Annotated in this window: 17 protein-coding genes; 7 read left to right on the forward strand and 10 right to left on the reverse strand. The window is 74.2% G+C overall.

The features are described 5' to 3' along the window. Window positions 1-95 precede the first annotated feature (95 nt). Together AB0C69_RS22260 and AB0C69_RS22265 are read left to right on the forward strand one after the other, a co-directional pair. A complete protein-coding gene (locus tag AB0C69_RS22260; RefSeq protein WP_360356413.1) occupies window positions 96-380 on the forward strand; it encodes an SH3 domain-containing protein in 285 nt (94 codons plus the stop codon). A 65-nt stretch (window positions 381-445) separates the two neighbouring features. Continuing rightward, complete coding sequence (locus AB0C69_RS22265; protein WP_360356416.1) at window positions 446-949, forward strand: DinB family protein; 504 nt, start codon at window positions 446-448, stop codon at window positions 947-949. A 4-nt stretch (window positions 950-953) separates the two neighbouring features. Here AB0C69_RS22265 and AB0C69_RS22270 read toward each other — a convergent pair whose 3' ends face one another. Then, window positions 954-2,309, reverse strand: coding sequence for a HAMP domain-containing sensor histidine kinase (locus AB0C69_RS22270; RefSeq protein ID WP_345175128.1), 1,356 nt, complete (start codon window positions 2,307-2,309; stop codon window positions 954-956). Then, the gene (locus AB0C69_RS22275; RefSeq protein WP_345175127.1) at window positions 2,306-2,986 is read right to left on the reverse strand and encodes a response regulator transcription factor; all 681 of its coding nucleotides are present in this window, start codon (window positions 2,984-2,986) and stop codon (window positions 2,306-2,308) included. The genes AB0C69_RS22270 and AB0C69_RS22275 overlap by 4 nt, the downstream gene beginning before the upstream one ends. 39 nt (window positions 2,987-3,025) lie before the next feature. Here AB0C69_RS22275 and AB0C69_RS22280 point away from each other — a divergent pair, with 39 nt between their 5' ends. Then, the gene (locus tag AB0C69_RS22280; protein ID WP_360356420.1) at window positions 3,026-3,538 is read left to right on the forward strand and encodes a hypothetical protein; all 513 of its coding nucleotides are present in this window, start codon (window positions 3,026-3,028) and stop codon (window positions 3,536-3,538) included. A 122-nt stretch (window positions 3,539-3,660) separates the two neighbouring features. After that, complete coding sequence (locus tag AB0C69_RS22285) at window positions 3,661-4,992, forward strand: MFS transporter (RefSeq protein WP_360356422.1); 1,332 nt, start codon at window positions 3,661-3,663, stop codon at window positions 4,990-4,992. On the opposite strand, the gene AB0C69_RS22290 is transcribed toward AB0C69_RS22285, so the two are convergent. Then, complete coding sequence (locus AB0C69_RS22290) at window positions 4,976-5,608, reverse strand: PaaI family thioesterase (RefSeq protein WP_360356425.1); 633 nt, start codon at window positions 5,606-5,608, stop codon at window positions 4,976-4,978. The two genes, AB0C69_RS22285 and AB0C69_RS22290, sit on opposite strands and share 17 nt — an antisense overlap. Window positions 5,609-5,788: 180 nt before the next feature. Between AB0C69_RS22290 and AB0C69_RS22295 the strand changes: the two genes are divergently transcribed. Next, a complete protein-coding gene (locus tag AB0C69_RS22295) occupies window positions 5,789-6,364 on the forward strand; it encodes a DUF4870 domain-containing protein (RefSeq protein WP_360356428.1) in 576 nt (191 codons plus the stop codon). 19 nt (window positions 6,365-6,383) lie between these two features. Here the strand turns inward: AB0C69_RS22295 and AB0C69_RS22300 are convergent, their stop codons facing one another. From AB0C69_RS22300 to AB0C69_RS22310, 3 genes are all read right to left on the reverse strand, one after another. Then, window positions 6,384-7,208 carry an LLM class F420-dependent oxidoreductase gene (locus AB0C69_RS22300; RefSeq protein WP_345175119.1) on the reverse strand — a complete coding sequence of 275 codons (825 nt, stop codon included), beginning with the start codon at window positions 7,206-7,208 and terminating at the stop codon, window positions 6,384-6,386. Window positions 7,209-7,272: 64 nt separating this feature from the next. Next, the gene (locus AB0C69_RS22305; RefSeq protein WP_360356431.1) at window positions 7,273-8,037 is read right to left on the reverse strand and encodes a hypothetical protein; all 765 of its coding nucleotides are present in this window, start codon (window positions 8,035-8,037) and stop codon (window positions 7,273-7,275) included. Between the two features lie 57 nt (window positions 8,038-8,094). Continuing rightward, the gene (locus tag AB0C69_RS22310; protein ID WP_345175117.1) at window positions 8,095-8,778 is read right to left on the reverse strand and encodes a cyclase family protein; all 684 of its coding nucleotides are present in this window, start codon (window positions 8,776-8,778) and stop codon (window positions 8,095-8,097) included. Window positions 8,779-8,823: 45 nt separating this feature from the next. On the opposite strand from AB0C69_RS22310, the gene AB0C69_RS22315 reads away from it, so the two are divergent. Both AB0C69_RS22315 and AB0C69_RS22320 read left to right on the forward strand, forming a co-directional pair. After that, window positions 8,824-9,651, forward strand: a complete 828-nt coding sequence (locus AB0C69_RS22315; RefSeq protein WP_345175115.1) for a HipA family kinase — start codon at window positions 8,824-8,826, stop codon at window positions 9,649-9,651. Then, window positions 9,648-10,064: a DUF3037 domain-containing protein gene (locus AB0C69_RS22320; protein ID WP_345175112.1), complete on the forward strand. Its 417-nt coding sequence runs from the start codon at window positions 9,648-9,650 to the stop codon at window positions 10,062-10,064. The genes AB0C69_RS22315 and AB0C69_RS22320 overlap by 4 nt, the downstream gene beginning before the upstream one ends. A 19-nt stretch (window positions 10,065-10,083) precedes the next feature. Here the strand turns inward: AB0C69_RS22320 and AB0C69_RS22325 are convergent, their stop codons facing one another. From AB0C69_RS22325 to AB0C69_RS22340, 4 genes are all read right to left on the reverse strand, one after another. Next, entirely contained in the window at window positions 10,084-10,992 is a 909-nt protein-coding gene (locus AB0C69_RS22325; protein ID WP_345175110.1) for a hypothetical protein, read from the reverse strand. Window positions 10,993-11,361: 369 nt separating this feature from the next. Beyond that, on the reverse strand, window positions 11,362-12,288 hold the full coding sequence (locus AB0C69_RS22330; RefSeq protein ID WP_360356436.1) for a hypothetical protein: 927 nt from the start codon (window positions 12,286-12,288) through the stop codon (window positions 11,362-11,364). Window positions 12,289-12,354: 66 nt separating this feature from the next. After that, on the reverse strand, window positions 12,355-13,197 hold the full coding sequence (locus AB0C69_RS22335; RefSeq protein ID WP_345175215.1) for a GNAT family N-acetyltransferase: 843 nt from the start codon (window positions 13,195-13,197) through the stop codon (window positions 12,355-12,357). Between the two features lie 115 nt (window positions 13,198-13,312). After that, window positions 13,313-14,905, reverse strand: a complete 1,593-nt coding sequence (locus AB0C69_RS22340) for an alpha/beta hydrolase (RefSeq protein ID WP_360356439.1) — start codon at window positions 14,903-14,905, stop codon at window positions 13,313-13,315. Window positions 14,906-15,019: the final 114 nt, after the last annotated feature.

Here is a 15,019-nt window from a genome sequence, read left to right on the forward strand (position 1 = left end):
TCCGTCGATGAGGATGCGTCTGGAGTCCGGCCGCTGGAAGCCACTGATGATCTTGGTGAGCTATCGAGGTCGGGCCGGAGGGCGCCGCCGCGGCGATGCACCGGCTCCTCATCCGGGACGAGCAGCGCGTTCGCCTCTGCGACGGGGTCGTCCTCCCGGCGGACGGGCTCAACGTCCGGACCGGGCCGGGCCTCGGCTACGCGAAGGTCGGAGTCCTGGCGAAGGGGTCCAAGGTGCGGACCGACTGGGACTCCATCCAGCGCAGGGACGGGTACCTGTGGGTCCGGCTCAACTCCACCCAGTGGATCGCCGACTACATGCTCGGCGCCGACGACGGGGCCGTCCGCGGCAAGTGGTACGTCAAGTACTCCAACTGCTGAGCGCCCCTTCCGGGCCGGCGTCCACGGACGCCGGCCCGGTCCCGGCGCGCTGGTAGCGTCCCCGCATGGAAGATGTGCCGTACACCGGTGGTGAGAAGGAAAGCCTGAAGGCCGCTCTCGACAGGCATCGAGACGTGGTCCTGTGGAAGTTGAACGGCCTGGACGAGGAGCAGGCGCGGCGTCCGATGACGCCGTCCGGGACGAGCCTGCTCGGCCTTACCAAGCACCTGGGCGCCGTCGAGTACAACTGGTTCTGCGAGACGTTCGGACGGGAGACCGAGCCGCTCCCGTTCCGGGACGACGACCCGGAGGCCGACCTCAGGATCGAGCCCGGCGAGACCATCGAGAGCGTCGTCGCCTTCTACGGGCGGGCGCGCGCCGCGTCCGACAAGGTCATCGAGGAGGTGGCCCTCGAAGACCGGGGCACCGCGTGGCACGGCGCGACCGTGACCCTGCGATGGGTGCTGATCCACATGGTCGAGGAGACGGCGCGGCACGCCGGGCACATGGACATCGTCCGCGAAATGCTCGACGGCGCGACCGGCGACCACGTCCGCGAGGACGACTAGCCCGCTAGGCCGGGCGTTTGGTGCGGGAGTGGCGGCGGCGGACGAGGCGGCGGGAGCGGCGGGCCGGGGGCAGCCACTTCGTGCGGAACCACATCTGCACCTGGGCCCCGCCGAGGACGCTGCGGTGGATGCGCAGGTAGCCGCCGGTCGCCTCGGCGGCGCGGCGGGCGATGTCCAGGCCGAGGCCGGTGGAGCCGCCGCCGCTGCTGCCCCGCTTCAGCGCCGCGTCCGGGTCGGCGATGCCGGGGCCGCCGTCGGCGACGAGGATGCCGGTGACGCCCTGCCCCTGGTGGAGGGTGACGACGAAGCCGGTGCCCTCGGCCGTGTGCCGGAAGATGTTGCCGAGCAGCGCGTCCACGGCGGCGGCCAGCTCGGTGCCCGGGACCGGCAGCGGCGCGGGGCCCTCGGCGCCGATCAGCTCGCAGGAGCGCCCCTCGTCCTCGGCGAGGACGGACCAGAACGCGACCCGGTCGCGCAGGACCTTGGAGGCGTCGCAGCTGCCCCGGCCGGTGGGCCGCCGGACGGTCCGGATGATCTGGTCGACCTCGCGTTCGAGCCGGTCGACGGCCTCGCGGGTCTGCTCGGCGACGTGCCCGTTCCCGAGCGACTCCACGTTGAGCCGGAGCGCGGCGAGGGGGGTGCGGAGCCGGTGCGACAGGTCGGCCGCCATCTCCCGCTCGGCCGACAGCAGCTGGACGACGTGGTCGGCCATCGCGTTGAACGCCAGCCCCGCCTCGACCAGCTCGGGCGGCCCGTCGGGCTCGATCCGCACCGACAGCTCGCCGTCGCCGAACGCGCCCGCGGCCTCGGCCAGGCGGCGGGTGGAGCGGATCATGCGGGCGCCCAGCCGGTCGGCGACGGCGACGGACCCGGCGACGAGCGCGGCGGCGACCGTGGTCATGACGAGCCACGCCTTCCACACGCCGCGCGACAGGTCCTCGTCGGGCAGGAACACCTCGACGACGGCGGTGCGGCCCGCGTCCAGCGACACCGGCTGGAGGAGCGCGTACCCGCCGTCGACGCGGGCGGTGTAGGAGCGGCCGCGCCGCCCGGCCTCGGTGAGCTGCTCGGGACGGGCGCCCTCGTCCTCGCGGGGGTTCTTCGGGACGAGGCCGCCGTCCGGCATGTGGACGGTCATCCGCCCGGCGGCGCCCGCCTGGGTGCTCGCGACGGCGCGTTCGAGGGCGGCCGGGTCCTCGGTGACGACGAGGACGGGGCCGAGGGCGCTGGCCTGCCGCTCCGCGGTGGTCAGCGCGCGGTCGCGGGCGATCTCCCGGACGGTGAGGGCGAGCGGGATCAGGAACGCCAGCGCGACCATCGAGGTGACGGCGAGCGACACCAGGACGAGCGTCCGCCTCATGCGCGCGGGTCGGCCAGGCGGACCCCCACGCCCCGGACCGTGTGCAGGTAGCGGGGGGCGGCGGCGGTCTCGCCGAGCTTGCGGCGCAGCCAGGACAGGTGGACGTCGATGGTCTGGTCGTCTCCGTAGGCCTGCCGCCACACCTCGGCGAGAAGCTCGCGCCGCGCGACGACCCGGCCGGGGCGCGCGGCGAGGTAGGCCAGCAGGTCGAACTCGCGGCGGGTCAGCTCCAGCGGCTTGCCGTCCAGCCGCGCCTCCCGGCGGTCGAGGTCGATGTGCAGGCCGCCCACGCTGAGCTCCGCGGTGGGCCCGGACCGCGCCGACCTGCGCAGCACCGCGGCGAGCCGGGCGCTGAGGTGCTCGATGGAGAACGGCTTGATGAGGTAGTCGTCGGCGCCCGCGTTCAGCAGCCGGACGATCTCGGGCTCGTCGTCGCGCGCGGTCGCGATGATGACGGGCACGTCGGAGATGCCGCGCAGCATCTTCAGCACCTCCGCACCGTCGAGGTCGGGCAGCCCGAGGTCGAGCACCACGACGTCGGGCGGGGACTGCGTGACCTCGCGCAGCGCGTCCATCGCGGTCCCGACGCTGCGCACGACGTGCGACCGGGCGCTCAGCTCCCTGATCAAGGCGGTCCGGACGTTCGCGTCGTCCTCGACCACCAACACACTCGCCATGGCGGAACCGTATGCCACCATGTGCCCATGCGTCGCGCGATGTCGTATGTTGCCCCGTGGGCCGGGGTGACCGCGCTCGCGGTGGCGCTCTCCTGGCTCGGCGTGCGCGGCGTCGTGCGCAGCGCGGTGTCGGACCGGTCGGCGCCGCCGCCGATCGCCGGGCCGGTGATCCATTCCAGCCCGTCCCCGCCGCCGGGGCCGACCGCCGCCGGGTCGCCCACCGCCCGGTCGAGCCCGCCGACCGGCCAGGACGAGGGGCCCGCGCCGTCCAGGACCCCGAAGGCGCCGCCCGTCAAGCCCAGCGGCGGCGGCTCGTCCGCCAAGCCGACCGACCACGTGCGCAGCTACGCGACGCGCGGCGGGAGCGCCGCGATGTCGATCGAGAAGGACCGGGTGCGGCTGGTGTCGGCCACGCCGAACCCCGGCTACGAGACGCGCGTGACGCAGACCGAGGGCTGGCTGCGGGTCGACTTCCTCTCCGACAAGCGCACCTCGTCGGTCATCGCGTCCTGGTACGAGCACGCCCCGACGGTCAAGGTCTACGAGTACTGAGCGGGCAACCACCCGATTGTCGACCGTTTCGCGCCGCCACGGTTTCGGCGGCGAACCCAGCGGGAAACAGTGGGTCAAATCGCTGGGACCGGCGGGGGCGGTCGGAAAGGTCAACGGCTCCCATGGTTCTGGATCCCGGAGAGGCCGGGCGCGCCGGCGCGGCGGACGCCGAGGAGCGCCGCGCGCAGGTCCGCAAGGCCGCCGCGGCGAGCGTGATCGGCACCTCCATCGAGTGGTACGACTTCTTCCTCTACAACACCGCCGCGGCGATCGTCTTCAAGGACGTCTTCTTCCCCGAGTCGAGCGACTACGCGGGCACGCTGTCGGCGTTCGCGACGTACGCGGTGGGCTTCGCGGCCCGCCCGGTGGGCGCGGCGATCTTCGGGCACTGGGGCGACCGGCTCGGCCGGAAGGCGACGCTGATCGTCACGCTGGTGCTGATGGGCGTGTCGAGCGCGCTGATCGGCGTGCTGCCGGGCACCGAGACCATCGGCTGGGCCGCGCCCGTGCTGCTCGTGGCGCTGCGGATCCTGCAGGGCGTCGCCGTCGGCGGCGAGTGGAGCGGCTCGGTGCTGCTGTCGATGGAATGGGGCGACCAGAAGCGGCGGGGGCTGATGGCGAGCCTGCCACAGCTCGGCGTCCCGATCGGGCTCATCCTCGGCACCGGCATGATGACCGCCATCGCGCTGTCGGCGGACGAGGCGTTCCGGAACTGGGCGTGGCGCGTCCCGTTCCTGTTCAGCCTGGTCCTCGTCGGGATCGGGCTGTGGGTGCGGATCCGGGTGATGGAGACGCCGCTGTTCGCCGAGGTCGTCAAGCGCGACGAGGTCGCCCGGGTCCCGGTCGTCGAGGTCGTCAAGCGGCACCCCCGGGAGATCCTCCTGAGCGCGCTGCTGCGCTGCTCGGAGCAGATGCCGTTCTACCTGTTCACCTCGTTCGCGCTCACCTACGTGCACAAGCACCTCGGCATGGCGCAGGGGCTCGCGCTGAGCGCGGTGACGGCGGCGGCCGCGCTGGAGCTCGTCACGATCCCGGCCGCCGGGCACCTCGGCGACCGCATCGGACCGCGGCGGGTGTACGCGGCCGGCTCGATCTGCGTGGCGCTGTTCGCGTTCCCGTACTTCGCGCTCCTCAACACCGAGGTCGCGGCGCTGGTCGTCGTCGCGGTGGTGGTGGCGCAGATCCCGCACGCCGTGCAGTACGGGCCGCAGGCGTCGCTGATCGCCTCGACGTTCCCGACGCGGCTGCGCTACGGCGGGGCGGGCATCGGGTACCAGCTCGCCTCGGTGTTCGCGGGCGGCCCCGCGCCGCTGCTCGCGACGTGGCTGCTGCACGACTACGGCTGGCAGGCGATCTCGATCAGCATGATCGTGGCCTCGGTGCTGACGCTGGGCGCGCTCGCGCTGCTGCCCGCCCCTGTGGAGGAGCGCGCGGCGGTCAGTACTCCGACGTGACGAACCGCTGCGGCATGATGAACATCCCGGTCGCCTCGACCGTGACCAGCCCGTCCGGTGCGCTGATCGTCCCGGACGCGTGGACCTTGCGCCCCTCCACGCGGCTCGCCTTCGCCTCCACCTGGAGCGGGACGCCGAGCGGGGTGGGGCGCCGGTAGCGCGTCTCCAGGGTGGCGGTCATGCCGGGCGTGCCGGTGGCGGCCGCCGCCATGCCGAGCGCCTGGTCGAGGACCATCGCGGAGACGCCGCCGTGCACGTACGAGGGCGGGCCCTCGTAGACGGCGCCGAGCGTGAACTCGCCCCGGACGACGCCGTCCGAGGTCACCTCCAGGCTGATGGGCGGCGCGAAGGGGTTGAGCGGCCCGGTGACGGGGTTGGCGATCTGGCGGTCCATGCGGCGCTCGCCGGGCGTGACGAACGGCGGGGCGCCGCGGCGCTCGGCGGTGAGCCGGGCGGTCAGCGCCGCGATCTCGTCCGCCACCGCGGCGGCCTCGGCCGCGTCGGCGCCGGTGAGGACGGTGGCCTCGGCCAGCTCGCGCACGCGGGCGGCCAGGCCCGTCAGCGCCGCGGCCTCGTCGTCCTTCAGCATCGGCCGCTCCATCGGGATCGCGCTCACTCCAGCCTCCTCGCGGGGCATGCCCCCCATCGCCCCATTGGCCGAACGAAATTCTAAAATATGTCGGAGAGCGGTCCGGACGCGGGTCCCGCTCAGCGGTCGCCCCGCCGGGGAGCCCGGGTCCTATAGATTCCTGCGGTATCCCCCGAGGGACGCCCGAAGAGGACAAGAGGACGACACGTGACGGACCAGCCCCCGCCACCTTCCGACCAGCCGCCGCACGACCAGCCGCCCCACGACCAGCCACCGCCCAGCCAGCCACCGCCGTACCACGGCGCCTACGGCCAGCCACCGGGGCAGCCGCCGGGCCCGCCTCACGGCCCGCCGTCGGCCGGTCCGTACGACCCGCGCTACGGCTACGGCCCTCCCGGCGTTCCGTACGGTCCGGGCGTGCAGAACCCCGGCGAGGAGACGACCTGGGCGATCTTCGCCTACGTCGGGAACATCCTGATCGGCTTCCTGCCGCCGCTGGTCATCTACCTGGTGAAGAAGAACACCTCGCCGTTCACCCGCTTCCACGCGGCGCAGTCGATGAACTACCAGCTCACCATGCTGATCCACCTCGTGGCCGTGGCGGCGGTCTGCGTCCCGCCGGCCATCCTGCTGGACGCGCCCGCGTTCCTCGCCCTGTTCCTCCTCCCCTACCTGGAGCTGCTGATCGGCGGGTGGGTGTTCCTCATCCTCGGCGCGGTGAAGGCCGGCAAGGGCCAGTACTACCGGTTCCCGACCTTCTTCTGCTATCGCATGATCCGCTGATGGACGGCGGTCCGCCGGCTCACAGGTGGGAGCGGGCGTAGCCGTCCAGCACCGGCAGGACGGCGTCGCGGTCGCCCGCGGGCACGCGCAGCACGACCTCCTCGATCCCGAGCGAGGCGTAGTGGTCGAGCTTGCCGGGGGTGGGCAGCGTCCCGAAGGGGATCACGGGCACCGGATCGCGCCCCGCGTCCTCGCAGGCGCGGCGCAGGGCGGGCAGGGCCTCCCGGACGCCCGCGCCGCCGATCGGCATCCACCCGTCCCCGTACTCGGCGATGTGCGCGAACAGCGTCGGGCCGGGGGCGCCGCCGAGCAGCACGGGGACGCGGCGGGACGGCTTCGGCCACGCCCGGCTCGGCGCGAATCCGACGAACTCCCCCTCGAAGGACGCCTCCTCGTCCGTCCAGAGGGCGCGCATGGCGAGGACGTGCTCGCGCGCCACCGCGCGCCGCCGCTTCCACGGGACGCCGTGGTCGGCGCCCTCCTCGGCGTTCCACCCGTAGCCGACGCCGAGCGCGATCCGGCCGGGCGCCAGCCGGTCGAGGGTGGCGACGGCCTTGGCGGTGACGATCGGCTCGCGCTGGGCGGGCAGCAGGACGCCGGTGCCGAGGACGATCCGCTCGGTCGTCACGGCCGCCGCGGCGAGCGACACCAGCGGGTCGAGCGTGCGGGAGTACTCCTCGGGCAGGGTCGCGGCGCCCGTCGGCGCCGGGGTGGCGCGGGACACGGGGATATGGGTGTGCTCGGGGAGGTAGAGCGAGGCGAACCCGCGCGCCTCCGCCTCCCGGGCCAGCTCGTGCGGCGCCATGGTCAGGTCGGTCGCGAACATCGTGATGCCGAGGCGCATGGCACGTCCTTTCCCACGGCTCCCCGCACCCTACGACACGACCAAGCGATTGCTTCCGGCCGGGTCAGCCGAGCTCGCAGACGGCCGCGGTCGCGTCGTCGTGGACCTTGTGGCGCGGCCACCGGACGGCTCCCGGGTCGGTGCGCTCGGCCTCCCGCGTCCGCTCGATCAGCCCCGCGGGCCCCGGGTCCACGGCCAGCGCCGCCAGCCCGGCCCAGTCGGTGACGCCGAACAGGTCGGCGAGCCGCGTCGCGCCGTCGGTCAGCAGGAACGCGCGCCGCAGGTCGGCGGCCGGCACCGTGCCGGTGATCGCGGCGTCGGCCACGGCCGGGTCCGCGGCGGCGTAGTACCGCCCGCCGGTGATCTCCCGCAGGCCGTCGCGGCCGTCGAGCAGGACGGTCGAGTCGGCCAGCACCAGGTAGTCGACCAGGTCGCCCCGCAGCCGCAGGGCGAGCACGGTCGCCGCCGGCGTCGTCGGAACCCGCAGGTCGCAGGTCGCCCGGTGCGCGGCCGCCACGTCCGCGATCGCCCCGGCGAGCCGCGCGACCAGCGGCCGGGCCCCCGGCCGGTGCGCGCCCCCGGGCGGCCCCACCGGCGGGCCGGCCTGCGGGCCGAGCCCGTCCAACATCCGGGCCAGCAGCCGGGTTCCGAGCGAGCGGGAGTACCAGGCGGTCCCGTGCACGCAGCCGAGGTCGGTGCCGAGCGGCAGCCCGCACCCGTCGAGCACCACGACCGCCCCGGCGGCCGCCGCCACGAAGTCCTCGTTGGGCCGCTCGGGGCTGCCCTGGTCGGTCGCCCATTCCACCCGCATGTCCACTTCCACCCGCATGTCCACGTCCTCCCGTCGGCGGTGCCCAGTATGGCCGGACGGCCCGCGCCCCGGCCCTCAGACGAGGACGGCGCGGTCGTCGACGCGCGCGACCGCGCGGACGGGGGCGCCGTCCGCACCCGCCAGGGCCAGCGGGAAGAGGGAGACCTCGATCGCGCAGCCCGCCGCCTGGGCGTCGGCGAGACGTCCGAGACCGGTCAGGTTCTCGGCGATCACGGCTCCGGCGCCGCAGAGGACGCGGTGGGCGGCGAGCGAGAAGTCGTCCGAGCCGGGCGGCGGGGTCCGGTCCACGCTGAGCGCGTCGATGCCCACCGTCCTCACGCCCGCGGCGACGATGGCCTCCGCGGTCTCGGGCGCCGGATAGGGGTGGGCCAGGTAGGCCCCGGTCCCCCAGTGCCGCGACCAGCCGGTCGCGATGAGCAGGACGTCACCCGGCGCGAGCCCCGGCGGGACGGCGCCGGGCGGTATCGGCGCGCGAGGCGGGAGGCCCCGGACGTCCATCACCACGGCCGGACCGGTGAAGCGCTCCAGCGGCAGCTCGTCCAGCCTCGGCAGCGCGTCGTCGATGTGGAACGGGGCGTCGACGTGCGTGCCGGTCTGCGACCCCAGGTGCAGCCGCAGCACGTTCACCCCGGCGTCCGCGACCGTGAGGGCCGGGACGGCCTCCACCTCGGGATCGCCCGGATAGACCGGCATGCCCGTCACGATCGGCACCGACAGGTCGACCAGCTCAACGCCCATGCGATCGATTATCCCGGCCGCCGCCCCAGCCGATAGCGTTGCGACGTGTTGCCACATGTGACCGCCATCCGCTACGTGACGCCGCTCCGCGAGGGCGGATCGCTCCCGGGCGTCGTCGAGGCCGACGACCTCGGCACCTACGTCATGAAGTTCCACGGGGCCGGGCAGGGCCGCAAGGCGCTGATCGCCGAGGTGATCGCCGGTGAGCTGGCGCGCCGGCTCGGCCTCCGGGTGCCCGAGCAGGTGCTCATCGACCTGGACCCGGCGATCGGGCGGCACGAGCCCGACCCCGACGTGCAGGACCTGCTGAAGGCCAGCCCCGGCTGGAACCTCGGCGTCGACTTCCTGCCCGGGTCGCTCGGCTTCGACCCGCTCGGCTGGAGCCCCGACCCCGGCTTCGCGTCCCGGGTGCTGTGGTTCGACGCGTTCATCGGCAACGTCGACCGCAGCTGGCGCAACCCCAACATGCTCGTGTGGCACGGCGACGTGTGGCTCATCGACCACGGCGCGAGCCTCATCTTCCACCACGCGTGGCCGAACGCGGCCCGGCTGTTCTCCGGCCCCTACGACGTGGACGACCACGTGCTGACCCCGTACGCGACCCGGCTGGAGGAGGCCGAGGCCGAACTCGCCCCGAAGATCACCGAGGGGCTGCTGCGCGAGGTCGCCGGCCTCGTCCCGGACCACTGGCTGGAGGGCGAGCCCGGCTTCGCCGGCCCGCGGGCGCTCCGCGACGCCTACCTCGACATCCTGCTGCCGCGCGCCGGGAAGCCGCGCGAGTGGCTGCCCGCCCTCGACGTCAGCTCCCACCGTCCGGACACCTCCGCGCGGCGCGGCCAGAACCGTCCCGGCTGGCTCGGGGGCGCCTCGTGACCGCCGGCAGGACGACCAACATCAGGACGGCGGCCGAGCCGACGGTGTTCGAGTACGCCGCGCTGCGCGTCGTCCCGCGCGTCGAGCGGGGCGAGTCCATGAACGTCGGCGTGGTCGTGTACTGCCGCGCCCTCGACTACCTCGGATGCCGCACGCACCTGGACGAGCGGCGCCTGCTCGCCCTGGACCCCTCGCTCGACCTCGCGGGCGTCCGGTCCGCGCTCACCGCGGTCGACGCGGTGTGCTGCGGCGGGGAGCGCGCGGGCCAGGCCGCCGGGGAGGCCCCGGGCGCGCGGTTCCGGTGGCTGACCGCGCCGCGCAGCACGATCGTGCAGCCGGGTCCGGTGCACGCGGGGCTCACCGGGGATCCGGCGGCCGAGCTCGACCGCCTTCTCGACCTGCTCGTGCGGTAGCGGCCGGGTCCGCCGCGGCTCAGGTCCACTCCCAGCGGATGCCGTGGAAACCGGCGGCCATCCCGAACTCGATGAAGTGGACGCTCTGGTAGCTGGACAACCGCAGGTCGGCGGAGTCCTTCAGCGCGGTGTGCCCGTCGGGCCGCCACGTCCGGTAGCAGCGGGCGGGCAGCGCCGCCGGATGGAAGCGGACCTCGATGAGGTACTCGTGCTGCGGGGTGCGGAAGCCGCGCCCCTCCTCGGTCACGGGCGGACCGGTCTCCTCGAACCCGAAGCCGTACTCCAGCAGGTAGGTCTCGCCGCGCCCGAGCGCCCGGTCGAACAGCAGCTCGGCGGCGATGAGGCCGCTCGTCTCGTCCATCCGGACGCGGCCGAACCGGCAGCCGCGCACGGTGCGGGACGAGGGCAGCACGCCCTGCGGGTGGTGGTACACGGCGATCCAGCGGTCCACGCCGCGCTGCTGGGCCTGGAACACCGCGCGGACGCGGACCTCGCGCAGTTCGCGGCGCCGCCCGATGAGGTACTGGTCGTGCAGGCTGAGCCCGGTGAGCTGCCGCTCGCCGCGGTCGCCGATCTCGTCAAGGAGGTCGCGGACGCCGGGCTCGGGGCACAGCTCCTCGACCGGCAGCCAGGGTCCGGCGGGACGGTCGGTGGTCGGCCTGAGCAGCGTCAGCAGGGAGTGCCGCGGCAGTTCGAGGATGGTCTCCAGGCCGCGGACGGCGCGCAGCGAGTCGGCGCGCTCGGGACGGGTCCGGCCGCGCTGCCAGTAGCTCAGCGTGGACAGGCTGACCGCGATGCCCTGCTCCTCCAGGCGGCGCCGCAGGGAGTCGAGGCTCAGGCCGCGCGCCTGGATGGCGGCGTGCAGGGCGACGTTGAACGGCCCGTACTGGAGGATCTGGAGAAGATCGTCCTCTGCGACACTCTGCATGCTCGGCCTCCGGATCGGCTCCGGCCGGCCCCCGCAAAACGGCCTTGACTACCGCAATTGCCACTTCCGCGCTCACTGTAAGGCTCCCCGGCCCCGATGCCAACAGGCAAAGTGTCACAACCATCGGGCCCGTCCTCCGCCGAATCGGGTACCAATCCGGGTGTGCCGCGGCACCGGATCCCGGCGCGGCGGGTCCGGGCCAGCCGGCGCGGGACGGGCCCGGAAGCCGGTCAGAGGCCGCGCTTGTCGAGCAGGCGGTTCGGCGTCCGGCCGGGTTGCCGCGGATCACGCCGCTGACGGCGTTGGAGACGAGCCAGGCGCGGACAACGCTGTAGGACGCGTCGCCGTAGGCGGCCTTGCCTTCCGGTGTTAATGCCATTCCCACTCGATGCCCACGATCCCGCGCCGCACGGTTCCGGCCGCGAGGTTCGCGCTTCCCGAGGTGCCGATCCACAACTCGCCGAGCCGCCGGCGCGGGGACGTGGAACTCTCGGCCGTGAAGCCGTAGCAGCGGGCGGGCAGCCGGTCGCCGTCGAACCGGACGAGCGCCAGATAGTCGTGGACGGGGTGGGAGAAGCGCCGGTCGTAGCTGTCGGGCGCGGGGAGCCCGATCGGGCCCAGCTCGTACTCGATGACCGCGGTGTCCCCCGTCGCCAGCACCCTGTCGAAGACCAGCTCGAACGCGACCAGCCCGCCCTCGGCGCGGATCCGGCCGGGGCGGCAGTACCGCACGTCCAGGAGCCCGGCCGCGTCGCCGTCCACCACGCCGGGAAGGTCGCCGTCACCTGTCTGGTGGACGCAGACCACGCGGTCGATGTCGTCGCCGGCCGCCCGCAGGACGGTGCGCACCGACAGCGTCCAGAACCGGCGCGCCTCGTCCAGCCGGTACACGTCGTGGACGCTGAGCCGTTCGAGCCGGTGGTCGCCGGAGCGGTCGAGCTGCCCGACGAGGCAGGCGTAGCGCTCGGCGTCCGGCCACAGGTCGCGGACGCCGCGGCCCCGCTCCGTCCCGTTCGGCCCGCCGGGGACGCCCCCGCGCGCGGACGTGCCCCGGACGGGCGCGGCGCTCGGCGCGGGATCCTCCAGCAGCTCGATGAGGGCGCCGGACGGCACCTGCAGGATCTCCTCCAGCGCGACGACCACGGTGCGCGAGCGCGGCCGGCTGCGGCCCCGCTGCCAGTAGCTCAGGGTGGCCACGCTGACCGTGAGCCCGCGCCGGCCGAGCCGGTGACGGATCCGCTCCAGGGTCAGCCCGCTCGACTGGATCGCCTGCCGCAACGCCCCGGCGAACTCCACGGCGGGATGGTACCCGGCCCGGAAGATCGATTCAGGTACCGGGTCATATCAGGCACGCAATGACAATCAGAAGAGAACCGACATAAAAGAGCCCAGTTCGGTGAATCCGACCCGGCGGTACGCCGCCCGCGCGCGGGTGTTGTAGTCGTTGACGTACAGCGAGACGGTCGGCGCGACGCCGTGCAGCGCCTCCCGCACCACCGCGGACATCCCCGTCTCCGACCGGCCCTGCCCCCGCAGGTCGGGAGGCACCCACACGCCCTGCACCTGGCAGGCGCGCGGGGTGACGGCGCCGATCTCGGCCTTGAACATGACGCGGCCGTCCTCGATGCGGGCGAAGGCGCGGCCGTCGCGGATCAGCTCGGCGACGCGGGCCCGGTAGAGCACGCCCCCGTCACCGGCGTTGGGCGACACCCCGACCTCTTCGGTGAACATCGCCACGCAGGCCGGGTAGACGATGTCGAACTCCTCCATCCGGACCCGGCGCACGCCGGGGTCGGCGGGCACGTCGGGGACGGAGGAGGTCGCCATCACCGGCTGGGCGGCGCGGACGGCCCGCGGCGGCCCCCAGTACGGCGCGAGGATCTCCCACAGCTCTCCGACCGCGCCGACGGGCCCGACGATGGACGAGCAGCGCCGTCCCTGCGCCTGGGCCCGCTCGGCGAACGCCCGGACGGCCTCCGGCCCGGCCGCGACCGGGATGAGGTTGGCGCCCGAGTAGCACAGCGAGACGAGCCTGCCGTCCCGCAGGTAGCCCCACATCTGGGCGCCGAGGCGGCGCGGATCGAGTCCCGCGGCGTGTACGCGGGAGCTCACGAAGACGTTGGACACCGGGTCGGCGTCCAGGATCGCGAGGGCCTCCGCGCGGTACCTGTCGTCCAGCACGCGCACCGGCATCGAGCCCAGCATCCGCACGGCTACCGGCCCCCGGCCCTCACCACTGAAAGCTCCACGTGGACAAGCCTATGCCGTCCAGGGGCCGCACACCTCCACGGCCTCCGTCACGGCCTCGTCCGGGAAGTGGTCACCGGTGCGCGGCCGCGTGCTCCGCCCTGCCCGCCTTGGCCACGACGGGTTCGGGCCCGGCCGCGCACTTGCGGTCCGGCCCCGGCCGGTTCGCGGGCAGCGCCCCGCCGCCGAGGTAGGCGGCGACGGCCCCGTCGACGCACCTGTCGCCGGAGAGCGAGACGCCGTGGTTGCGCCCGCCGACCTGGACGAGCAGCCTGGACGTCGGGAACCGGCGGTGCATCTCCAGCGCGCCCGGATACGGGGTCGCGGCGTCCTCGGTGGCCTGCACCATCAGGATCGGCGGCAGCGCGGAGCCGCCCCCGACCCGCGGCTGCGGCCCGCCCGGAACCCCCCAGAAGGCGCAGGGCGCGTTGTACCAGGTGTTGCTCCAGGTCTCGAAACGGTAGCCGCGGCGGTAGAGGCGCTCGCTGTCGGCGTGCCAGCGCCCCCAGTCGCGCGGCCAGGCCGCGTCCCGGCACTGGACGGCGTTGTAGACCGTGTAGTTGTTCTGGTCGAGCCGTGACGGCGGCTGCCACACCTTGCGCAGCGGCCCCGGGTCGTGCCGGACGGCGTAGGCCGACAGCGCCCTCGCGTGCCCGGCCCAGTTGTAGTCGCCGTACCCGTCGGCGAGGAACGCCTCGTCGAGTTCGGAGGGCCCGATCCGCCCGCCGATCGGCTTGGCCTTGAGCGCCGCGCGCACCCTGGCGTAGGCGGCGGCGACCTTCCGCCCGGAGTCGCCGAGCCGGTAGGTCGTGTGGTGGCGGGCGATCCAGGCGAAGTACGCGTGGATGCGCTTCTCGAAGGCGACGTTCTGGTCGAGGTTGTCGCCGTACCAGACCCCGCTCGGCCGGACGACGCTGTCGAGCACCATGCGGCGGACCCGCTGCGGGTACATCGTGGCGTACACCGCGCCGAGGTACGTCCCGTACGAGTACGCGAAGTAGCTGATCTTCTGCTGGCCGAGGGCGGCGCGGACGGCGTCCATGTCGCGCGCCCCGTCGGCGGTGCCCATGTGAGGAAGGATCGCGCCGTACCGGCGGGCGCAGTCGCCGGCGTAGTGCCGCGCCCGCGCCTTCCACGCCTCCTCCTCCGCCGCGCTCGCGGGGACCGTGTCGGGGCGGGCGCGGCCGGGGCTCTGGTAGCCGGGGTCGCAGATCAGCTCGGGCCTGCTGGCGCCGACGCCGCGCGGGTCGAAGCCGATCCAGTCGTAGGACGCGGCGACCCCCTTCGGCAGCGAGTCGGCGAAGAACCGGGCCAGGTCGCGCCCGTGCGCGCCGGGGCCGCCCCGGTTGAGCAGCACCACGCCCTTGGACCTCGGCGCGGTGTGCCGGGCGCGGCTGATCTCCAGGGTGATCTGCCTGCCGGCCGGGTCCGCGTAGTCGAGCGGCACCCGGACGGACGCGCACTGCAGGCCCTTGAGCCGGGTGCCCTCCACCGGATCCTTGGCGGGGCAGGACTTCCACGCGAGACCGGCGGGCCTCGGCTCGGGACGGGGGGCGGGGGCGGCGTCCGCGGGCCTCCCCAGTGCGGCGGCGGCCCCGGCGACGGCGAGGGTGACCGCGGCGGCCGCCGTCCCGGCGGCGGCCCTCTTTCCAGCGTCGTTCAGCACGTTCGCTTTCTACCGGCGGGGCGCAGCAGGCGCTGCTCGCCATCGTGGTCGCGTTCCTGTCCGCCACCCTCAGCCAGCTCGTCGCCTCGTCCGTCGGCGCCGTCCTGCGCAACC

It is taken from the genome of Actinomadura sp. NPDC048032 (assembly GCF_040653175.1).
Classification (GTDB): domain Bacteria; phylum Actinomycetota; class Actinomycetes; order Streptosporangiales; family Streptosporangiaceae; genus Spirillospora; species Spirillospora verrucosospora.